Genomic DNA, 17679 nt, shown 5'->3' with positions numbered 1-17679 from the left:
GGCGTGCCTTTCTCGATATTTGGGCATAGTGTGGTGAATGACGATTCGACGTCGAATCGCATGACGAATGCTCGTTGATCATAGAGGTGACACAGTGACTCAGGTCTCAATTTCGAACGTTGCAGAAGAATGGAGGAAGCAGAGGGGACAATCTGCTCCCGAGAACTTCCTCGAAGCGTACTATCCGCGATTCGAAACAGGGGCCAACGATCCCGAGGCATACGCGGCCGCGCGCCGCCACTTCGCACTCAGCACCGAATACGACGGTCAGAAGCCGGCGATCGCGATCTACAACCCGGGCGTCGAATCGCCGGAATTCCGGGACAACCACACGGTCATCGCCATCGTGCTCGCCGATATGCCTCACCTAGTGTCCTCAATCGTCAGCGACCTCGCCGCGAACGGCAGAGCCATCCGCCGCGTCCACCACCCGATCATCACGGTCACCGGAACCGGTCCGGGGGAGAAGGTCCTCTCCCCGGCAGAAGCTCCCGCGCTCAGTGCGGACACGGCGAGCATTCCGACGGTCTCCGAAGACCCTGCCAGCAGTGTGGACGGCGCCCCGCAGCAGCAGTCGTGGATCCGCCTCGAGATCGACCGCATCTCGGAGACCGACTTCGACGCACTCGAAGAGCGCCTGCGCGGAGTCCTCGACTATGTGTCTGCGGCAGCCCGGGACGCTCAGGCGATGGCCGCGAAGGCCAAAGACATCGCCGCAGAGCTGAGCGCACACTCACCGCGTCCGGAGCTGGGCTCCGAAGCCGAATCCGCCGCCGCCCTGCTCACCTGGCTCGACGGTCACTTCACCTTCCTCGGCTACCGCGAGTACGACTACATCCACGACGCCGACCACAGCAGCCTCGAACCGATTGAGGACACCTCGATGGGCATCTCGGCCCTGCGCCCCCTCGTGTCGTCGCCGCTGAGCCGGGCCGTCGCCGACAAGGCCCGGGAACCGCATGTGCTGGTGCTGACGAAGGCGAACTCCCGTTCCCGTGTCATCCGCTCGTCCTTCATGGACTACATCGGCGTGAAGACCTTCGATGCCGACGGCGAGATCGTCGGCGAGCGCCGCTTCGTGGGCGTGTTCAAACCCGAGTTCTACAACGACAGCGTTCTCAATATCCCGGTCATCGATCGGAAGGTCGCGAAGATCCTCTCGGCCAGCGGATTCCCCGCCGGATCCCATTCGGCCAACGAACTCCTCGGAGTTTTGGAGAACTACCCCCGCGAGGACCTGCTGCATGAGGGCACCGAGGAGATCTATGACGTCGTCATGGAGATCGTCGATATGCAGGAACGCCGGGAATCCCGCGTGTTCGTCCGCACCGATCCGTACCAGCGCTTCGTCTCCGTCATCCTCTACCTCCCACGCGATCTTTACAACACTGATGCCCGAGTGCGAGTGCAGGAAGTGCTGCGTCAGTTCTACAACGCCGACAGCGTCGACTTCGATGTGCTGCTGAGCGAATCGGCGCTGGCCCGAATCCACTTCGTGGCCCGTGTCGCCCGTGACTGCGAACTGCCGCAGATCGGCGCCGATGAGGTCGAGGCCCGCATCGTCGGAGCCGTCCGCTCCTGGTCCGAAGATGTCCACGCGTTCCTCGTTCCCGCCGAAGCCGGTGACACCGGAGCCTCACAAGCACGGGCCGATCTGTGGTCGAAGGCGTTCCCGCCCAGCTACGGTGAGTATCACACCCCCGCCGAGGCGGTCGCCGACGTCGGTCGGTTCGAAGCTCTCGAAGCCGGCCATGGTCCGGCAGTCCGGCTCTACCGTCCCGGCCAGAGCACCGACGCCTCCGTCCGGCTCGTCCTCTACCGTCGTGACCGGGTCAGCCTGTCCGAGGTCCTTCCCTACCTCACGGCATTCGGTGCCGACGTCGTCGACGAACGGCCCCACGAGCTCGACCTCGCCGACGGAACGCATCGATACATCTACGACTTCGGACTCAGCTTCTCCGAAGAGCTGGCCGATGACGACTACGACCGCATCGCCGAGGCCTTCATGGCCGGCTGGGACGGCAAGAAGGAAGCGGGAGTCTTCGACCGCCTCGTCGTCGCCGGACTCTCCTGGCAGCATGTGACGGTCATCCGCGCACTGGGCAAATACCTGCGCCAGGCGGGCTTCACCTATTCCGATGCCTATGTCGGTGAGGTCTACAGCGAGAACCCGAACATCTCGAAGCTGCTCGTCGACTACTTCACTGCCAAGTTCGACCCGGACGCCGACGATGTCGGACGCGAAGAGGCGATGGCCGAGATCGACGAGTCGATCGAATCCGCACTCAGCGAGGTGGCCAGCCTCGACGCCGACCGCGTCCTGCGGTCCTCGCTCGAACTGCTGCGTGCGACCCTGCGCACGAACTACTACATCGACGAATCCGGTGCCCTGCCCACGGCACTGGTGCTCAAGATCCGGCCCGACGAGCTCAGCTTCGTGCCGAAGCCGAAGCCGGCACTCGAGATGTGGGTGTACTCCCCGCAGGTCGAGGGCGTCCACCTGCGCTTCGGCACCGTCGCTCGCGGCGGACTGCGCTGGTCGGACCGTCGCGATGACTTCCGCACCGAGGTCCTCGGCCTCGTCAAAGCGCAGATGGTCAAGAACGCCCTCATCGTGCCCACCGGCGCCAAGGGCGGATTCTTCCCCAAGCAGCTGCCGCCGATGAGCGATCGGGACGCCTGGATGGCCGCCGGTCAGGCCGCCTATGAGGTGTTCATCGAAAGTATGCTCGAGGTCGCCGACAACCTCACCTACGGTGCCGATGACTCCAGCGTCGTCGTCCACCCCGACCGCGTCGTCCGGCACGACGGCGATGACTACTACCTCGTCGTCGCCGCTGACAAGGGCACGGCACGGTTCTCCGATGTCGCCAATGCGATCGCCGAACGCCGAGGATTCTGGCTCGGCGATGCGTTCGCCTCGGGCGGATCGGTCGGCTACGACCACAAGGCGATGGCCATCACCTCCCGGGGTGCGTGGAAGTCCGTCGAACGCCACTTCCGCGAACTCGGGCTCAACACCGCAACCGAGGACTTCACGGTCGTGGGCATCGGCGATATGAGCGGCGATGTCTTCGGCAACGGCATGCTGCGCAGTCAGCACATCCGCCTGGTCGCGGCCTTCGACCACCGGGACATCTTCCTCGATCCGAACCCCGACGCCGCCCGCAGCTTCGTCGAACGTCAGCGGCTCTTCGACCTGCCGCGCTCGAGCTGGCAGGACTACGACCGGGAGCTCATCTCCGCCGGCGGCGGGGTCTTCCCCCGGTCGGCGAAGTCGATCGACCTCAGTGCAGAAGCCGCCTCGGTGCTCGGAGTCGAACCCGGAAAGCGCAGCCCCGCTGACCTCATGTCCGAAATCCTCAAGGCACCCGTCGACCTCGTCTACAACGGCGGAATCGGCACCTATATCAAGTCCTCTGCCGAGAGCCACGCCGATGTCGGCGACAAGGCCAACGATGCCATCCGCATCGACGGCGCAGATGTGCGGGCGCGTGTGATCGGAGAGGGCGGCAACCTCGGTGTGACTCAGCTCGGACGTGTCGAGGCCGCGCTGGGCGGCGTCGAGGTCAACACCGATGCCGTCGACAACTCGGCCGGCGTCGACAGCTCCGACCATGAGGTTAACATCAAGCTGCTCCTGCGCACGCTTCTGCACAAGGGAGCCTTCGCCGCCGAAGAGCGGGAGCAGGTGTTGCACTCATTCACCGACCAGGTCGCTGACCGAGTGCTGGCGAACAACTACTCCCAGAACGTCGTCCTCGGCGAGGCTCGGGCGCAGACCGAATCGATGTCGGGCACCTACGGTCGGATGCTCAACTACCTGGAGAAGCACGCCGACCTCGATCGTGCGGTCGAATTCCTGCCCAATGCCGACGAACTGGCCACACGCGAGTTCAGCTACTATGTCTCACCCGAGTTGGCCGTGCTTCTGGCCTATGTGAAGATGCACGCCGCCGATGAGGTCCTCGCCAGCACCGTGCCGGACGAGACCTGGATGCGGCGCGAACTCGTGTCCTACTTCCCGGAGGCCCTGCAGGAGAAGTACGGCGAGCTCATCCCCGAACACCCCCTCCACCGGGAGATCGCGACGGCGAAGCTCGTCAACCGACTCGTCGACCGCGGTGGACTCACCTATATCTACCGGATGTTGGAAGAGACTCCGGCTTCGGTGCCGCAGATCGCACGCGTGTTCGTCGTGGTCTCGGAGATCTTCGGACTCGATGACTTCTTCGAAGCGGTGTGCGCACTCGACAACCAGGTGCCGACCGAGGTGCAGGTGAAGCTCCAGCACGATTATGTGCGTGTCCTCGACCGCTCCTCGCGTTGGCTCGTGCAGCAGGCACCGGACAGCCTCGACGTCGATTCCGGCATCGAGATGTACGGCAAGGTCGTCGAGGCTCTGCGGTCCCGGGTTCCCGACCTCGTCGACGGCTACGATGCCGAGACCATGCAGGCGAAGGCTCAGAGTTACATCGACGAAGGCGTGCCGAGCGAACTCGCTTGGCGGTCGGCCGCCCTGCTCGACGAGTTCGTGCTGCTGGACATCACCCAGCTGGCCGCCCGGGCGAACGAATCCGCGGAGGATGTCGCCGAGGTCTACTACGCCGTGAACGAACGCTTCTCCGGTTCGCAGATCCTCACCCTCATCGGTGACCTCGATCGCAGCGACCGGTGGTCGGCACTGGCTCGCGGATCCATGCGTGACGATTACTACGCCGCGATCCTGTCGGTGACCGGAACGGTCCTCGGCGCCACGGATTCGCCGATCTCCGGAACTCCGGACGAACGGGCGAAGCAGCGGCTGGCCGAATGGTTGGAGCGCAACGACACGATCGTCGGCCGGGTGCTGGAGACGACGGAGACGATCCTCGGACTCGAGACCGTCACCCAGGCGCCGCTGTCGGTGCTGCTGCGCTCTCTGCGGTCGCTGGTCCGCTCCTCGGCGTGGGAGAGCGAACACAACGGCTGAGCCGCTGCCGGTCGGACACGACCGCCTCGGCGCGTGCATCGGCGCACGATTTAAGTGGTAGCGTCTGAACATCGACATCTCAGCAGACCCGCGGGCACCGCGGGTCTGCTGATCTCACCTGGGAGGAACGTATCGTGCTCAACGAACTGCTGGCGGCCGAGGGCCTCACGGATGAGTCAGACGTCGAACACATCCATCTGCTCGTCGGGGACTGGCAGCTGCTGGCCGATCTCTCCTTCGCCGACCTCGTGCTGTGGGTGCCGTCGCTCAGCGGCGCCTATACGGTACTGGCACATGCCCGATCGACGACCGGGGCCACACTGTTCAATCGGGACCTGATCGGAGCGCGGGCGACCGGCTTGGAGAAGGAGCTGCTCGACGAAGCCAGCAGCACCCGCAGCTATGTCACCCACGTCGCCGCAGCGCGCGAGATGGGAATCAGCGCCGGATCCGCCGACGTCGACATTCTCGCCGAGGCGGTGCCGATCATCCGTCATGGCGAGGTCATCGCCCTCGTGGTCCGATATTCGGAGGAGGTCCGTCGCAGGGGGTCGTCCCGGTTGGAGAAGCACTACCGGGAATCGGCGATGGCGCTGATGCGGATGATCGTGCAGGGCACGTTCCCCGACCGTGATGCCCCGTCGGGGGCCCGGCACGGAGAACCGCGTGTCGGTGACGGTATCTTCATCCTCGACCGTGACTCACACGTGCAGTACGCCTCTCCCAACGCCGTATCGCTGATGCATCGGCTCGGCTTCGGAGGAGAGATCGAAGGCAGCTACCTCTCCGAGGTGGTCTCGAGTCTCAGCGCGGACCTGCGTCAGGTCGACGAGACCCTCCCGCTGGTGCTCACCGGACGCGCCCCGTGGCGGACCGAACTCGAAGTCGGACGCACGAGTGTGTCCCTGCGCGCGATTCCGCTGACGGATGAGGGGGAGCGGATCGGTGCGATCGTCCTCGCACGTGACGTCTCCGAGATCCGCCGCCGCAAACGGGAGCTGCTCTCCCGCGACGCGATGATCAAAGAGATGCACCACCGGGTGAAGAACAATCTGCAGACCGTGTCCGCGCTGCTGCGGCTGCAGACCCGCCGCATCGACAACCCCGAGGCCAAGAGCGCGCTGACGGAGGCGATGCGCCGCGTCTCGATCATAGCCGTGGTCCATGACGTGCTCAGCCAAGGGGTCGAATCCGAGGTGGACTTCGACGAAGTCGTCGACAAGGGACTGCGCCTGACACCCGAGCTGACCAGCCCTCTGGTGCACATCGAACTCAAACGGTGCGGAAGCTTCGGGACCATCTCCTCAGCCGATGCCACCTCGTTGGCCCTGGCCATCACGGAGCTGATCACGAACGCGATCGAACACGGATTCCCCACGGAGAATCTCGAGAATCTGGAACCGGGGGAGACGCTCAACGGGCACGTGTGGGTGACTCCCGAGCGCAACGGCGACCGACTGAACGTGACGATCGCCGATGACGGCATCGGGCTGGGGGAGACGCAGAATCCGGGCAATGGTCTGGGCACGCAGATCGTGCGCACCTTGGTCTCCGCCGACCTGGCCGGTTCGATCCAATGGCAGGCGCGAGACGGCGGCGGAACCATAGCCGTCCTCGATGTGCCGCTGCGCCCGGACTCCTACGACTGAGCGGCGCCCGTTCGCGCACACGACTGAGTCCCTTGTTCTGACGACGATCATTCGCCGTCGGGACAAGGGACTCAGACTTCAGAGCGGGTGTCGCTCGGTGATTCAGATATCTGTTCGACAGTTCAGGGGACTGCCACCCCGATCACCGGCTGCTCGGCCGGCATCACCGGCGACTCAGCCGGCGCGGCGGGCACGAGCGGCACGACGTTTGAGAGCGCGACGCTCATCCTCGCTCAGACCTCCCCAGACTCCGGCATCCTGACCGGACTCGAGGGCCCACTGAAGGCAGGTCTCTGCGACTTCACAACGGCGACAGACAGTCTTTGCTTCCTCAATCTGGAGCAGCGCGGGTCCGGTGTTGCCGATCGGGAAGAAGAGCTCCGGATCCTCATTGAGGCATGCTGCACGGTGTCGCCAATCCATGGTGACCTTTCGACGAATTCAGTGAACGCGGTTGATCACGCCCGAATTCCGGGCGTGCAACTCTCACAGTCAAGGTTCACATAACGCAATTGGGCGCACAAGGGTCCGGCAGTGTGAAATTTCTGACAAGAATTTTCCCCATTGTCCTGCTATGAGGGCGATCGCGCAAATCGGTCCGCGATTCGTCTTTCCGGGCCTGCCGGAGCGTCTCCGCCTAGACTGGCAGACACATGCAGACAGCAGATGAATGCACACAGACATCTCGTGAACCAATGGAGGACTCATGACCAACGATCTCGCCAGCCCCCGCATCGTCTCCGTCGGCGGCCACACACCGCAGGTCGATCCGGACGCCTTCGTCGCAGCCGGTGCCACCCTCGTCGGCGATGTGCACGTGAAGCGGGGCGCCAGCGTCTTCTACGGCTGTGTTCTGCGCGCCGAAGCCGCCCCGATCACCATCGGTGAGGACTCCAATGTGCAGGACAACACCGTCATGCACACCGACGCCGGCAAACCCGTCGTCATCGGCGACCGGGTCTCCATCGGCCACCAAGCCCTCGTCCACGGCGCCGTCGTCGACGACGATGTGCTCATCGGAATGCACTCCACAGTGCTCAACGATGCCCATATCGGCAGCGAATCCCTCGTCGCCGCGGGCGCCGTCGTCCTCGAAGGCACGCAGATCCCCGCCCGCTCGCTGGTCGCCGGTGTTCCCGCGAAGGTGCGCCGTGAGATGACCGACGAAGGAGTGGAGAAGGTCCGACAGAACGCGCAGTCCTATGTACACCTGTCGACCCTGCACAAGGACACCGCCGAGGTGGTCGATCCGAGCTGATCGGACCGGTGCCGGACCGAGGTCCGACCGATTCCGGCCCCCTGCGGATCCGATCTCCAGGGGGCCGTTCGCAAGCACCGTGGCGATTTGAGACAATCTGAGTGTGAACACTGAATTTGATTCCACTGCAGATCGCGTCGTCATCATCGGCGGCGGCCCCGGCGGCTACGAAGCCGCGCTCGTCGCGGCTCAGCTCGGTGCCGATGTCATGCTCATCGAGCAGAATCGGTGTGGTGGTTCCGCCGTGCTCACCGATGTCGTGCCGTCGAAGTCGCTCATCGCCACCGCGGAGATGATGGATGAGATCGAGCGCTCCGACGGGCTCGGAATCCGGATCGAGAACGCTGAGGACACCGAGGCCGATACGCGCCGAGTCACCGCCGACCTCGAAGCGGTCAACAAGCGCATCCTGTCACTCGCCGACGCCCAGGCCAACGACATCTACGAAGGCCTCATCCGCGCCGGCGTCAAAGCCATCCAGGGCAAGGCGACTCTGGCCGGACGCGACCAAGTCCATGTCGTCGAAGCCGGCGGCACCGAATACACTCTCGAGGCCTCGACGATCCTGCTCTCGGTCGGCGCGCATCCGCGTGAGCTGCCCACCGCGCAGCCCGACGGCGAGCGCATCCTCACCTGGACCCAGCTCTACGACCTCGACGAGCTGCCCGAGCACCTCATCGTCGTCGGCTCCGGTGTCACCGGCGCCGAGTTCGCTTCAGCCTACCGCGCTCTGGGCACCGAGGTGACCCTCGTGTCCTCGCGTGAGAAGGTCCTGCCCGGTCAGGACGAGGACGCAGCCGATGTGCTCGAATTCGTCTTCCGCAACAAGGGCATGAACGTCCTCTCCCGCTCCCGCGCCGCCTCGGTGACCCGCACCGACGACGGAGTCGAAGTGGTCCTCGCCGACGGACGCCGAGTGGAGGGTTCCCACTGCCTCATGGCCGTCGGTTCGATTCCTAACACCGAAGGCCTCGGTCTGGAGAAGGCCGGTGTGCGCGTCAGCGAATCCGGGCACATCGCCGTCGATGGGGTCTCGCGGACCTCGCGGGCCGGAATCTATGCGGCCGGTGACTGCACCGGCGTGCTGCCGCTGGCCTCCGTGGCTGCGATGCAGGGCCGGATCGCCATGAACCACGCACTCGGCGACGCCGTGCAGCCGCTCAAGCTGCGCAATGTCGCATCGAACGTGTTCACCGCACCCGAGATCGCCACCGTCGGCTTCACCCAGCAGAACTACCGCGAGAACCCGACGGATATCGACACCGTGATGCTGCCGCTGGACACGAACCCGCGCGCCAAGATGCTCGGCATCAAGGACGGCTTCGTCAAGATCTTCGCCCGGCGCGGATCCGGTTCCATCCTCGGAGGCGTGGTCGTCGGCCCGCGAGCCAGCGAGCTCATCCTGCCGATCACGATGGCGGTGGAGAACCGGCTCACGGTCGATCAGCTCTCCGCCTCCTTCGTCGTCTACCCCTCGGTGAGCGGTTCGCTGACCGAAGCGGCACGGAAGCTCCACCGTCACCTCTGATCACGGGGACTCTGCATCCGCAGAAAGATTTTTCTCCGCAGCTGTCGATCTCGTCGCTCCTCGACCGTCATCATGGTGTCAGGCCGCCCGGCATGACATGAGGAACGACGAAGGAGAACGACATGAAGTACGCACTTCTGCTCATGGGACGCACACAGGATCCCGAATGCGGTGAGGACGGCGGCGCGGATCCGGCCGAGTTCATGGCATTCGACAAAGAGATCAGCGAGGCGGGAATCGTCGTCGGCGGCTTCGCCCTCGAAGGGCCCGAACTCGGAGTCCGAGTCAGCGGATCCGGCGGCGAGTCGCTGGTCACCTCGGGCCCGTTCGCCGAATCGAACGAGTTCGTCGGCGGCAGCTACGTCATCGAGGTCGCCGACATCGACGAGGCGATCGCCTGGGCGAAGAAGAGCCCTGCGGCGAAGGCCGGACACATCGAGATCCGTCCGGTGGCCGACTACTGATGGAACCCGACCCCGATGCGGCCGCCCGGGTCCTCAGCGCCATCGGCGAGGAGGACTTCGGGCGGCTGCTCGCGGCGTTGGTCACCCGGTACCGTGACTTCGACCTCGCCGAGGAGGCCCTCCACGACGCCGTGCTCCGCGCGGTCGAGACGTGGCCGAGCCGAGGAGTGCCCGAACGTCCTCAGGCGTGGCTGATGACCACGGCGAAGAACCGCGCCATCGACCTCATCCGCGCCGACGAAGTGCGCACCCGCCACCTCGCCCGACTCCGCATCGAGGATGAGCTGCGAGCGGGTGACCACGACGACCACGCGGACCGCCTCGGCGAGGAGATGGACGCTGCGGATCTGCCCGACGAACGTCTCGGGCTGTTCTTCACCTGCTCCCACCCGACCCTGCGCGAGGACGAACGCATCGTCCTCATCCTGCGCTTCCTCTCGGGACTGACCACCGTCGAGGTGGCTGCCGGCTTCCTCGTCGAGACTGCGACGATGCAGCAGCGGATCGTCCGCGCCAAGCAGCGGATCCTCAAGACCGGAATTCCCTTCGGCAGGCCCGCACCCGATGAGCTCGGTGAACGACTGCCCGGAGTGCTGCGCGTCCTCTATTTGATCTTCACCCAGGGCATCAACGCCACAGCGGGTCCCGCACATACACGCATCGACCTGCAGCGCGAAGCCATCCGCCTGACCCGACTGCTCGTCGGGTACCTGCCCGAGGAGACCGAGGCCCGTGGTCTGCTGGCTCTGCTCCTGCTCACTCGTGCGCGAGACAGCGCTCGGGTGTCTGCGGACGGTCAGCCGGTGCCGTTGGCCGAACAGGATCGCAGCCTCTGGGATTCCCGCCTCATCGCCGAAGGCACCGGGCTCGTCGGCGTGGCCGCGGGGGAGTCGGGTGCCGGTGCTTTCACCATCCAGGCGACGATCGCCGCCCTCCACGCAGATGCGGCGAGGTTCGCGGGCACGGACTGGAATCAGATCCTCGTGCTCTATCGGATGCTCTCCGACCTCGACCCGTCGCCGGTCGTCGCCCTCAACACCGCGATCGCCCTCGGTCAGGTCTCAGGACCTGAAGCGGCACTGAGCGCCCTGGACGAACTGGCCGATGATCCGCAGCTGCGGCGGCACAGGCCCTTCCACATCGCCAGGGCCATCACCCTCGACGAACTCGGCCGCACGGCCGAAGCCGAGGACGCCTATGCTGCCGGTCTGGAATGCCCCGGCAACGATGCCGAATCCGAATACATCACTGCCCGGATCACCGACCTTCAGCGGTGACCCGGGCAGGGACGACCTTGTTCGGGACTGCCGCATTCGGTGCGAGCCGAATGCGGGCGGTCGAAACTCCTCAGGCGGCGAAGCGGATGATTGCCTCACCGGACTTCACCGAGGCGCCTGCGTCGACGAGCACCTCGGAGACGGTGCCGGAGTGACCGGCCTTGAGCGGCTGTTCCATCTTCATCGCTTCGATTACGGCAAGGGTATCACCGGCTTCGACGGTGTCACCGGGGTTGACGGAGACGGAGACGATGGTGCCCTGCATGGGAGCGTTGAGCGCATTCGAGTCGTCAGCGATCTTCGCGCCCTTGCGGCTGCTCAGCCCGCGCTTGCGCCGCGGCACGCTGGGACTGGGAACATGACCGAGGTCCGAGATGACGTCCTTCGGGACCGAAACGGTCATCCGGCGGCCATCGACCTCGACCACAACACTGAAGCTGTCGGTTGCAGTACTCATCTGTTCTCCTAGTTGTGGATCGACAAGAGGATTGACGAAAGCGGTTTCGAGCCAGTTGGTCCAGACCTTGAAATCGGCGGCGAACGGCTGTTCGTCGACGAGCACCCGGTGCAGCGGCAGCAGCGTCGAGACTCCCTCGATGCGGTACTCCGACAGTGCACGGCGGGCTCGGGCCAGGGCCTCATCACGAGTGGCGCCGGTGACGACGAGTTTGGCCAGCATCGGGTCGAAGTCCGTGCCGACGACGCTGCCGTCGCCGATTCCCGAGTCCAGACGCACACCGGGGCCCGAAGGCGCACGGTAGTTCTTCACCGTGCCGGTGGCGGGGAAGAACGTCGTGGGGTCCTCGGCGTTGATGCGGAACTGGAAGGAGTGCCCGCGCACGGCGGGGAACTCCTCGGGCAGTGTCTCACCCGAAGCGATGCGCACTTGCCAGCCGACGAGGTCGACTCCGGTGACCTCCTCGGTGACGGTGTGCTCGACCTGGATGCGCGCATTCGCCTCCATGAAGATGATGGTGCCGTCTTCGCCGAGGAGGAACTCACAGGTCGCGGCGCCGACGTAGCCGACGTGGGCAAGCAGGCGGGCCGAGGCTTCGGAGACGATGCGCTCCTGTTCGGCAGTGAGGAACGGAGCCGGCGCCTCTTCGATGATCTTCTGGTTGCGACGCTGCAGAGTGCAGTCACGGGTGGATACGATCCGCACGTTTCCGTGCGCATCGGCCAGGCACTGCGTCTCGAGGTGACGAGGACGCACGATCTGCTTCTCGATGAGGCACTCACCGCGACCGAAGGCGCTCTGCGCCTCACGGGTCGCCGCAGTGTAGGCGGCTTCGAGGTCCTCGGCCGCGGCACAGGTGCGGAAGCCACGTCCGCCTCCGCCGTGGACGGCCTTGACGACGATGGGGAACCCGATCCTCTCGGCCACCTCTGCGGCTTCGGCCAGATCGGTCACTGCGCCGTCGGAACCGGGGGCGACCGGAGCGTCGACGGCTTCGGCGACGGCACGAGCTCCGGACTTGTCACCGAGGAGCTCGATCGCTGCCGGGGGAGGACCGACCCAGATCAGTCCGGCGTCGATGACGGCCTGCGCGAACAGTGCGTTCTCGGCCATATAGCCGTAGCCGGGGTGGATGGCATCGGCGCCGGAGCGCTTGGCCAAGGCGAGGATCTTGTCGATGTCGAGGTAGGTCTCCCCGGCTCCGGAGCCGTCCAGCAGCCACGCATCGTCGGCGAGTTCGACGAAATCGGCGTCGGAATCGGCGCGCGTGTACACGGCGACGGCCTTGATGCCGAGGTCGTGGGCGGCCCGGATGATGCGCAGAGCGATCTCACCGCGATTGGCGATGAGGACTCGGCGGACGGCCCCGGTCGGAACGGTGGTGCTCAGAACCGAGGTCGTGGAGTCGGAGAGGACTGTGGTCATGGTGCTCCTTTGTATGATCACAGAACAATTTAGAGAACAGCACCAAGGGTTTGTAGGACAGCGATAAAAAATTGCGACGAGAACTTCAATGTCCTCGGGCGTGTCACCGGAACAGGGTCGAGTCTACCGCTGGAGAGCCCACAGATCGGGCCACAACAGGCCCATATCGGTGACCAATTCGCGCACGACGGGCAAGCTGAGTCCGAGCACGGTGAGATGGTCGCCGTCGAGTCGGTCGACGAAGGCCCCTCCGTATCCGTCGATCGTCAGCGCTCCGGCCACGTGGAATGGCTCTTCGGTGGCGATGTACGCGTCGAGCTCGGCTGCGGTGGGTGAGCCGATGAGCACCGAGGTGGCCGACCGCTTCGAGCGCAGATCGCTGAGTTCGAAGGTCGCCGAGTCGGTGGGATCGACTCGGTCGGTGCCGTCGGCTCCCGACCGGTCTGCTGGGGTGTTCGACTGCGGTGTCCGAGAGAGCACGGCGACAGTATGGCCCGAATGCAGCTGTGTCCATTGACCGGCGATCGCCGACCACACTTCGCGAGTGCGTTCGGCCGTTCCCGGTTTGCCGATGGCCTGCCCATCGAATTCGAGCAGCGAGTCCCCGGCGATGACGACGACGGTGTCCGCGCCGCGAAGCTCCGGGGGAGTGAACGCGAGGATCCGGTCGATGACCGCACGGGCCTTGGCCTCCGACAGTGCGGTGGTCAGATCGCCGACGGAGCCGGTGAAGCCATCCTCGATGGCCCGTTCGTCGACCTCGGAGACGATGATGACCGGGTCGATCCCACCGTCTCGGAGGATCGTGCGACGCGACGGCGACTGGGAGGCGAGAACCACGCGGATCACGAGGCGGCCTCCGAACGATTCGGAACGGGTTCGACATCACCGTTCTGCGGCTCCGGTGCTTCTGCTTCTTCTGCGATTTCGGCAGATTCAGCGTCGCCGCCGGGGACGAGGTCGAGACGGCGGGCGCCTTCGCCCTTCTCCGGGATATCGAGGCTGCGGTCGACGACGACCGGTGCTTCGATGCGTTCGGCGATCGCGGACAGCAGGGTCGAGGACAGCTGTGCATAGCCGAGTTCACTGGGGAACCGGCCGGAGTCGTTGAGCAGAGACCGGCGTGTCGTTCCGCTCAAAGCTCCCGTTGCCCGCAGCGGTACCGCGCGTGCGGCCAGCGCGGCCAGCCATTGGGAGCCGGCGAGGACCCTGGAGGTCCGACGCAGAGACGTCTTGAGCGGATCGCGCAGTCCTGGCAGCCCGCCGAGATTGGGGCAGACGAGGACGAACACGGTGTAGCGGCCTTCGCGCTGGAGGCGGTTGATGGCCTGATTGAGCACGGGAACGCCGATGGTCGCCTGGATCGGGTGGATGATGTCGCCGGTGCCGATCGAGATGATCGCAAAGCGGCGGTCCGCGCTCCACCGGTCCGAGAGCTGACGGGACAGCCACGGAGAGCGCAGGACTTCGTCGACCTGCCGGTGCAGATCATCCGACAGCGCCGAAGGACGGGCGGTGGTCTGGACACGGACGGTGGTGCCGAGCATCCGTGCCAGTCCGCGGCCGATGAGAGTCGGAGGTGCCTGCTCCGGGTCCACGTCGACCCCGCACAGCCAGGAGTCGCCGATGATGGCCAGGGCGGCGGAGTCGTCATCGTCGTTGTCACGAGGGGCGGCGATCGCCTCGGTGAAGGTGGAATAGCGACGGTTCTTGTCGTCGTCGAAGGAACGGCGCAGCGATCCGGCCTGGTGGCGGAGCAGTCCTGCCGCCGAGGCACCGGCACCGACGACCGTCGCCCCCACCGTCGCCAGCGTATAGATCAAGCGTCTTCCCACTGAATTCCCTCCTCCGGCGTCATCATTGCACCTTTGTCAGTGCATCAACAACTATTGTTGAGTCATGAGCGAAAACGATCAGCAGCATCCTCCGAACCGATTCCGAGGGGCATGGGAGGCGTTCCGGCGCGGCCGCGGATCGGCTGACTCCGAGTCCGAAACCGAAATGACTCCGTCGCAGGCGGTCAGTCCCGAGGAGATCGCACTCAGCCGAATCGAGGCCGAGGCGAAACCGTATGTGTCTCCCGGTCTCAAGCTCGCTGCCGCATGGTCGTGGCGGTCGATCGTCGTTCTCGTGGCGATCGGTGTGGCGCTGTGGCTCCTGTCGAAGATCTCCAGCGTCGTGCTGCCCGTGCTCATCGCTCTGCTGCTGGCCGCGCTGCTCGCGCCGCTGACCGGGTGGCTGAATAAGAAGGGCATTCCTCGAGGCGGTGCCTCCGCGATCTCGTTCATCGGGTTCATCGTCGTCGTCCTCGGACTCTTCGGCCTCGTCGGTCAGCAGATCTATTCCGGAATGCCCGACCTCGTCAAACAGGTTATCGCCGGTGTCTCCGGGATCAGCAGATGGCTGGCCTCGAGTCCCTTCGGCATAGATGCCTCGACGATCTCGAGCTATATGAACGAAGCCATCGACACCGCGACGAACTTCTTCCAGAACAACAGCAGCCAGCTCCTCGGCGGCGCACTGCAGGCCACCTCCTCGGTGGGCACCTTCCTCACCGGCATGGCCGTCTGCCTGTTCGCGACGTTCTTCTTCCTCTATGACGGACAGAACATCTTCAGGTGGGTGATGAACCTGCTGCCGGTCCCTGCCCGCCCCGTCGCCACGGGTGCCGCTCTGAAAGGGTGGACGACACTCGTGCAGTACGTGCGGGTCCAGATCCTCGTCGCCGCCGTCGATGCGATCGGCATCGGCATCGGTGCCGCGTTCCTCGGGATCCCTCTGGTCATCCCCATGACAGTGCTCGTCTTCCTCACCTCGTTCGTCCCTGTCGTCGGGGCGATCGCCTCCGGCGCGGTCGCCGTACTCGTGGCATTGGTCTCCAACGGCCTGGTCAGCGCGGTCATCATGTTGGCCGTGGTCATCGCCGTCCAGCAGATCGAAAGTCAGATCCTGCAGCCGTTCCTCATGGGCAAGGCCGTGTCCGTCCATCCGCTGGCTGTGATCCTCGCGGTCACCGGAGGCGGCTTCCTCTTCGGCATCGTCGGCGCCCTCTTCGCCGTTCCCCTGGTGGCAGTGCTCAACAGCGTCGTCAGCTACATCGTGCGCACGAACGCCGGTGACGCCGAGGACGCGGAGGACGCGGAGGAGGACCCAACACGTGATCCGGACGAACGGGAAGCCACCGCCGTCCTGGAATCAGCGAAGGAACGGCTCACCGATGCCGTCCACGAGTCCGCAGAAGACGAACGCGAAACAGACCCCGATCAGACTGATTAGACAGAGTCGGGAACGAGAGATTCGCCCGAGAAGGAGTGAATAGACAAGTGGGCGGGTGCGAAATCGCACCCGCCCACTTCGGTCTGGTCTCGGTCAGCCTGTGAAGGCCTCGACGGAGTCGACCTTGACCTCGATGGTCTTGCCGTTCGGAGCCTCGTATGAGGTCTTGTCTCCGGCCTTGACGCCGAGGACAGCCGCTCCGAGCGGGGACTTCTCCGAGAACACGTCGATATCGGAATCTCCGGCGATCTCGCGGTTGCCCAGCAGGAACCGCATGCTGTTGCCGGCGACGGTCGCTGCGACGACGGTGCCCGGGGTGACGGTCTTGCCGTCGCTGTCGTTGGAGCCGACCTTGGCGTTGCGCAGCAGCACCTCGAGCTGGCGGATACGTGCTTCCTGTTTGCCCTGCTCGTCACGCGCTGCGTGGTAGCCGCTGTTCTCCTTCAAGTCACCCTCGTCGCGGGCGGCTTCGATCTTCTCAGCAATCTCTGCACGACCCGGTCCGGAGAGATGCTCGAGTTCCTTCGACAGGCGGTCAAAGGCTTCCTGGGTCAACCACGTTTCTTCCTGGGTGACTTCCTCGGTCATGACTTCTCCTTTTTCGGTCGGTGCACTGACGGGCGTGTCAGGCAACGAAAAAACCGGGCGTATGGGCACGCCCGGAAGTTGAATGAAACTACAGTGTAACGCATCAGAGCAGAAAAACGATGAGTTCAGTCACGTTCCCAGCCGTGAGTCTGCGTTTCGTGGTCGCAACGCGCGCCCTCGTGCGAGAACTATTCGAAGAGATTCGAGCTGTCCGGCTCCTGCATTCTCTCCAAGTGGCCGGAGCGTTTCTGCGGTGGGACTATTCGAACCAGCAGGATGCCACGTGGCCGGAGGCGGCCAGCTGTGTCGTGGCCAGGTCGACGTCGATGCGCTTCGGCGAATTCGGGTCGGCGTTCGGATCGGCGGGAACGGACACCTCGGTGAAGCCGACGACCGCCTCGTTCTCATTCGTGGCCTGGACGATGCAGTGCACGTCGCGTTCCTGATCAGGAAATATTCCGACGCTGACGCGCGTTGACGAGTCGTCGACAACCGAATAGTCAAGAGTGCGCGGGGTTGTGGGATTCGTCTGCGGCCGGAAGGCCCAGACAGCGATCACAGCGACCACCACGGCGAGGACGATGACGGCGATGATCTTCGCTCGACGGCTCAGCTCTCGCTTGGGCTTGCGAGTCCGGCCGTAGCGATCATCTTGCAGTGGTGGTGCCACTGTTACCTCAGTCATTGAATTCCTCTTTAAGTACTTCGCGCACTAATCTAGAGTAGTCGATCCTCTGCCGGCGAGCATGTCAGCCGCAGCGTCGGCAGCAGGTGGCCACCAGGCT

At 64.8% G+C, this 17679-nt stretch carries 13 protein-coding genes; 7 read left to right on the top strand and 6 right to left on the bottom strand.

From position 1 onward, the window contains the following. Positions 1-94 precede the first annotated feature (94 nt). On the top strand, positions 95-4972 hold the full coding sequence (locus AC2W7L_RS03855) for an NAD-glutamate dehydrogenase (protein WP_486003345.1): 4878 nt from the start codon (positions 95-97) through the stop codon (positions 4970-4972). A gap of 134 nt (positions 4973-5106) precedes the next feature. Next, on the top strand, positions 5107-6621 hold the full coding sequence (locus AC2W7L_RS03850) for a sensor histidine kinase (RefSeq protein WP_486003344.1): 1515 nt from the start codon (positions 5107-5109) through the stop codon (positions 6619-6621). A 174-nt stretch (positions 6622-6795) separates the two neighbouring features. On the opposite strand, the gene AC2W7L_RS03845 is transcribed toward AC2W7L_RS03850, so the two are convergent. Beyond that, complete coding sequence (locus tag AC2W7L_RS03845; protein WP_009374875.1) at positions 6796-7044, bottom strand: WhiB family transcriptional regulator; 249 nt, start codon at positions 7042-7044, stop codon at positions 6796-6798. Between the two features lie 283 nt (positions 7045-7327). Here AC2W7L_RS03845 and AC2W7L_RS03840 point away from each other — a divergent pair, with 283 nt between their 5' ends. From AC2W7L_RS03840 to AC2W7L_RS03825, 4 genes are all read left to right on the top strand, one after another. Next, on the top strand, positions 7328-7879 hold the full coding sequence (locus AC2W7L_RS03840) for a gamma carbonic anhydrase family protein (RefSeq protein ID WP_486003343.1): 552 nt from the start codon (positions 7328-7330) through the stop codon (positions 7877-7879). A gap of 103 nt (positions 7880-7982) precedes the next feature. Further along, on the top strand, positions 7983-9407 hold the full coding sequence (locus AC2W7L_RS03835) for an NAD(P)H-quinone dehydrogenase (RefSeq protein ID WP_486003342.1): 1425 nt from the start codon (positions 7983-7985) through the stop codon (positions 9405-9407). A 122-nt stretch (positions 9408-9529) separates the two neighbouring features. Continuing rightward, positions 9530-9871: a YciI family protein gene (locus AC2W7L_RS03830; RefSeq protein WP_486003341.1), complete on the top strand. Its 342-nt coding sequence runs from the start codon at positions 9530-9532 to the stop codon at positions 9869-9871. Next, entirely contained in the window at positions 9871-11148 is a 1278-nt protein-coding gene (locus AC2W7L_RS03825) for an RNA polymerase sigma factor (protein WP_486003340.1), read from the top strand. The genes AC2W7L_RS03830 and AC2W7L_RS03825 overlap by 1 nt, the downstream gene beginning before the upstream one ends. A gap of 70 nt (positions 11149-11218) precedes the next feature. On the opposite strand, the gene AC2W7L_RS03820 is transcribed toward AC2W7L_RS03825, so the two are convergent. The 3 genes from AC2W7L_RS03820 to AC2W7L_RS03810 all read right to left on the bottom strand — a co-directional run bounded on the left by AC2W7L_RS03820 (position 11219) and on the right by AC2W7L_RS03810 (position 14865). After that, a complete protein-coding gene (locus tag AC2W7L_RS03820; protein ID WP_486003339.1) occupies positions 11219-13030 on the bottom strand; it encodes an acetyl/propionyl/methylcrotonyl-CoA carboxylase subunit alpha in 1812 nt (603 codons plus the stop codon). A gap of 123 nt (positions 13031-13153) precedes the next feature. Then, positions 13154-13879, bottom strand: coding sequence for a Maf family protein (locus tag AC2W7L_RS03815; RefSeq protein ID WP_486003338.1), 726 nt, complete (start codon positions 13877-13879; stop codon positions 13154-13156). Continuing rightward, on the bottom strand, positions 13876-14865 hold the full coding sequence (locus AC2W7L_RS03810; protein WP_486003337.1) for an SGNH/GDSL hydrolase family protein: 990 nt from the start codon (positions 14863-14865) through the stop codon (positions 13876-13878). Before AC2W7L_RS03810 ends, AC2W7L_RS03815 begins: the two co-directional genes overlap by 4 nt. Before the next feature lie 64 nt (positions 14866-14929). Between AC2W7L_RS03810 and AC2W7L_RS03805 the strand changes: the two genes are divergently transcribed. Further along, positions 14930-16306, top strand: coding sequence for an AI-2E family transporter (locus AC2W7L_RS03805; protein WP_486003336.1), 1377 nt, complete (start codon positions 14930-14932; stop codon positions 16304-16306). Between the two features lie 93 nt (positions 16307-16399). On the opposite strand, the gene greA is transcribed toward AC2W7L_RS03805, so the two are convergent. Together greA and AC2W7L_RS03795 are read right to left on the bottom strand one after the other, a co-directional pair. After that, positions 16400-16894 (bottom strand): transcription elongation factor GreA, encoded by a 495-nt coding sequence (greA, locus tag AC2W7L_RS03800; protein ID WP_167195249.1) that lies wholly within the window; start codon positions 16892-16894, stop codon positions 16400-16402. Positions 16895-17153: 259 nt separating this feature from the next. Beyond that, entirely contained in the window at positions 17154-17579 is a 426-nt protein-coding gene (locus AC2W7L_RS03795) for a DUF4307 domain-containing protein (RefSeq protein WP_486003335.1), read from the bottom strand. Positions 17580-17679 lie beyond the last annotated feature (100 nt).

The organism is Brevibacterium sp. LAARM3_SD1, assembly GCF_057364765.1.
Note: the sequence above shows the minus strand (reverse complement) of the source record. Positions and strands in the feature narration are given on the sequence as shown.

Excerpts from the sequence above, each read along its gene's own strand:
- AC2W7L_RS03820 (WP_486003339.1), bottom strand. The coding sequence starts at position 13,030 with ATGACCACAGTCCTCTCCGACTCCACGACCTCGGTTCTGAGCACCACC.
- AC2W7L_RS03830 (WP_486003341.1), top strand. The coding sequence starts at position 9,530 with ATGAAGTACGCACTTCTGCTCATGGGACGCACACAGGATCCCGAATGC.
- AC2W7L_RS03840 (WP_486003343.1), top strand. The coding sequence starts at position 7,328 with ATGACCAACGATCTCGCCAGCCCCCGCATCGTCTCCGTCGGCGGCCAC.
- AC2W7L_RS03825 (WP_486003340.1), top strand. The coding sequence starts at position 9,871 with ATGGAACCCGACCCCGATGCGGCCGCCCGGGTCCTCAGCGCCATCGGC.
- greA (WP_167195249.1), bottom strand. The coding sequence starts at position 16,894 with ATGACCGAGGAAGTCACCCAGGAAGAAACGTGGTTGACCCAGGAAGCC.
- AC2W7L_RS03805 (WP_486003336.1), top strand. The coding sequence starts at position 14,930 with ATGAGCGAAAACGATCAGCAGCATCCTCCGAACCGATTCCGAGGGGCA.
- AC2W7L_RS03845 (WP_009374875.1), bottom strand. The coding sequence starts at position 7,044 with ATGGATTGGCGACACCGTGCAGCATGCCTCAATGAGGATCCGGAGCTC.
- AC2W7L_RS03795 (WP_486003335.1), bottom strand. The coding sequence starts at position 17,579 with ATGACTGAGGTAACAGTGGCACCACCACTGCAAGATGATCGCTACGGC.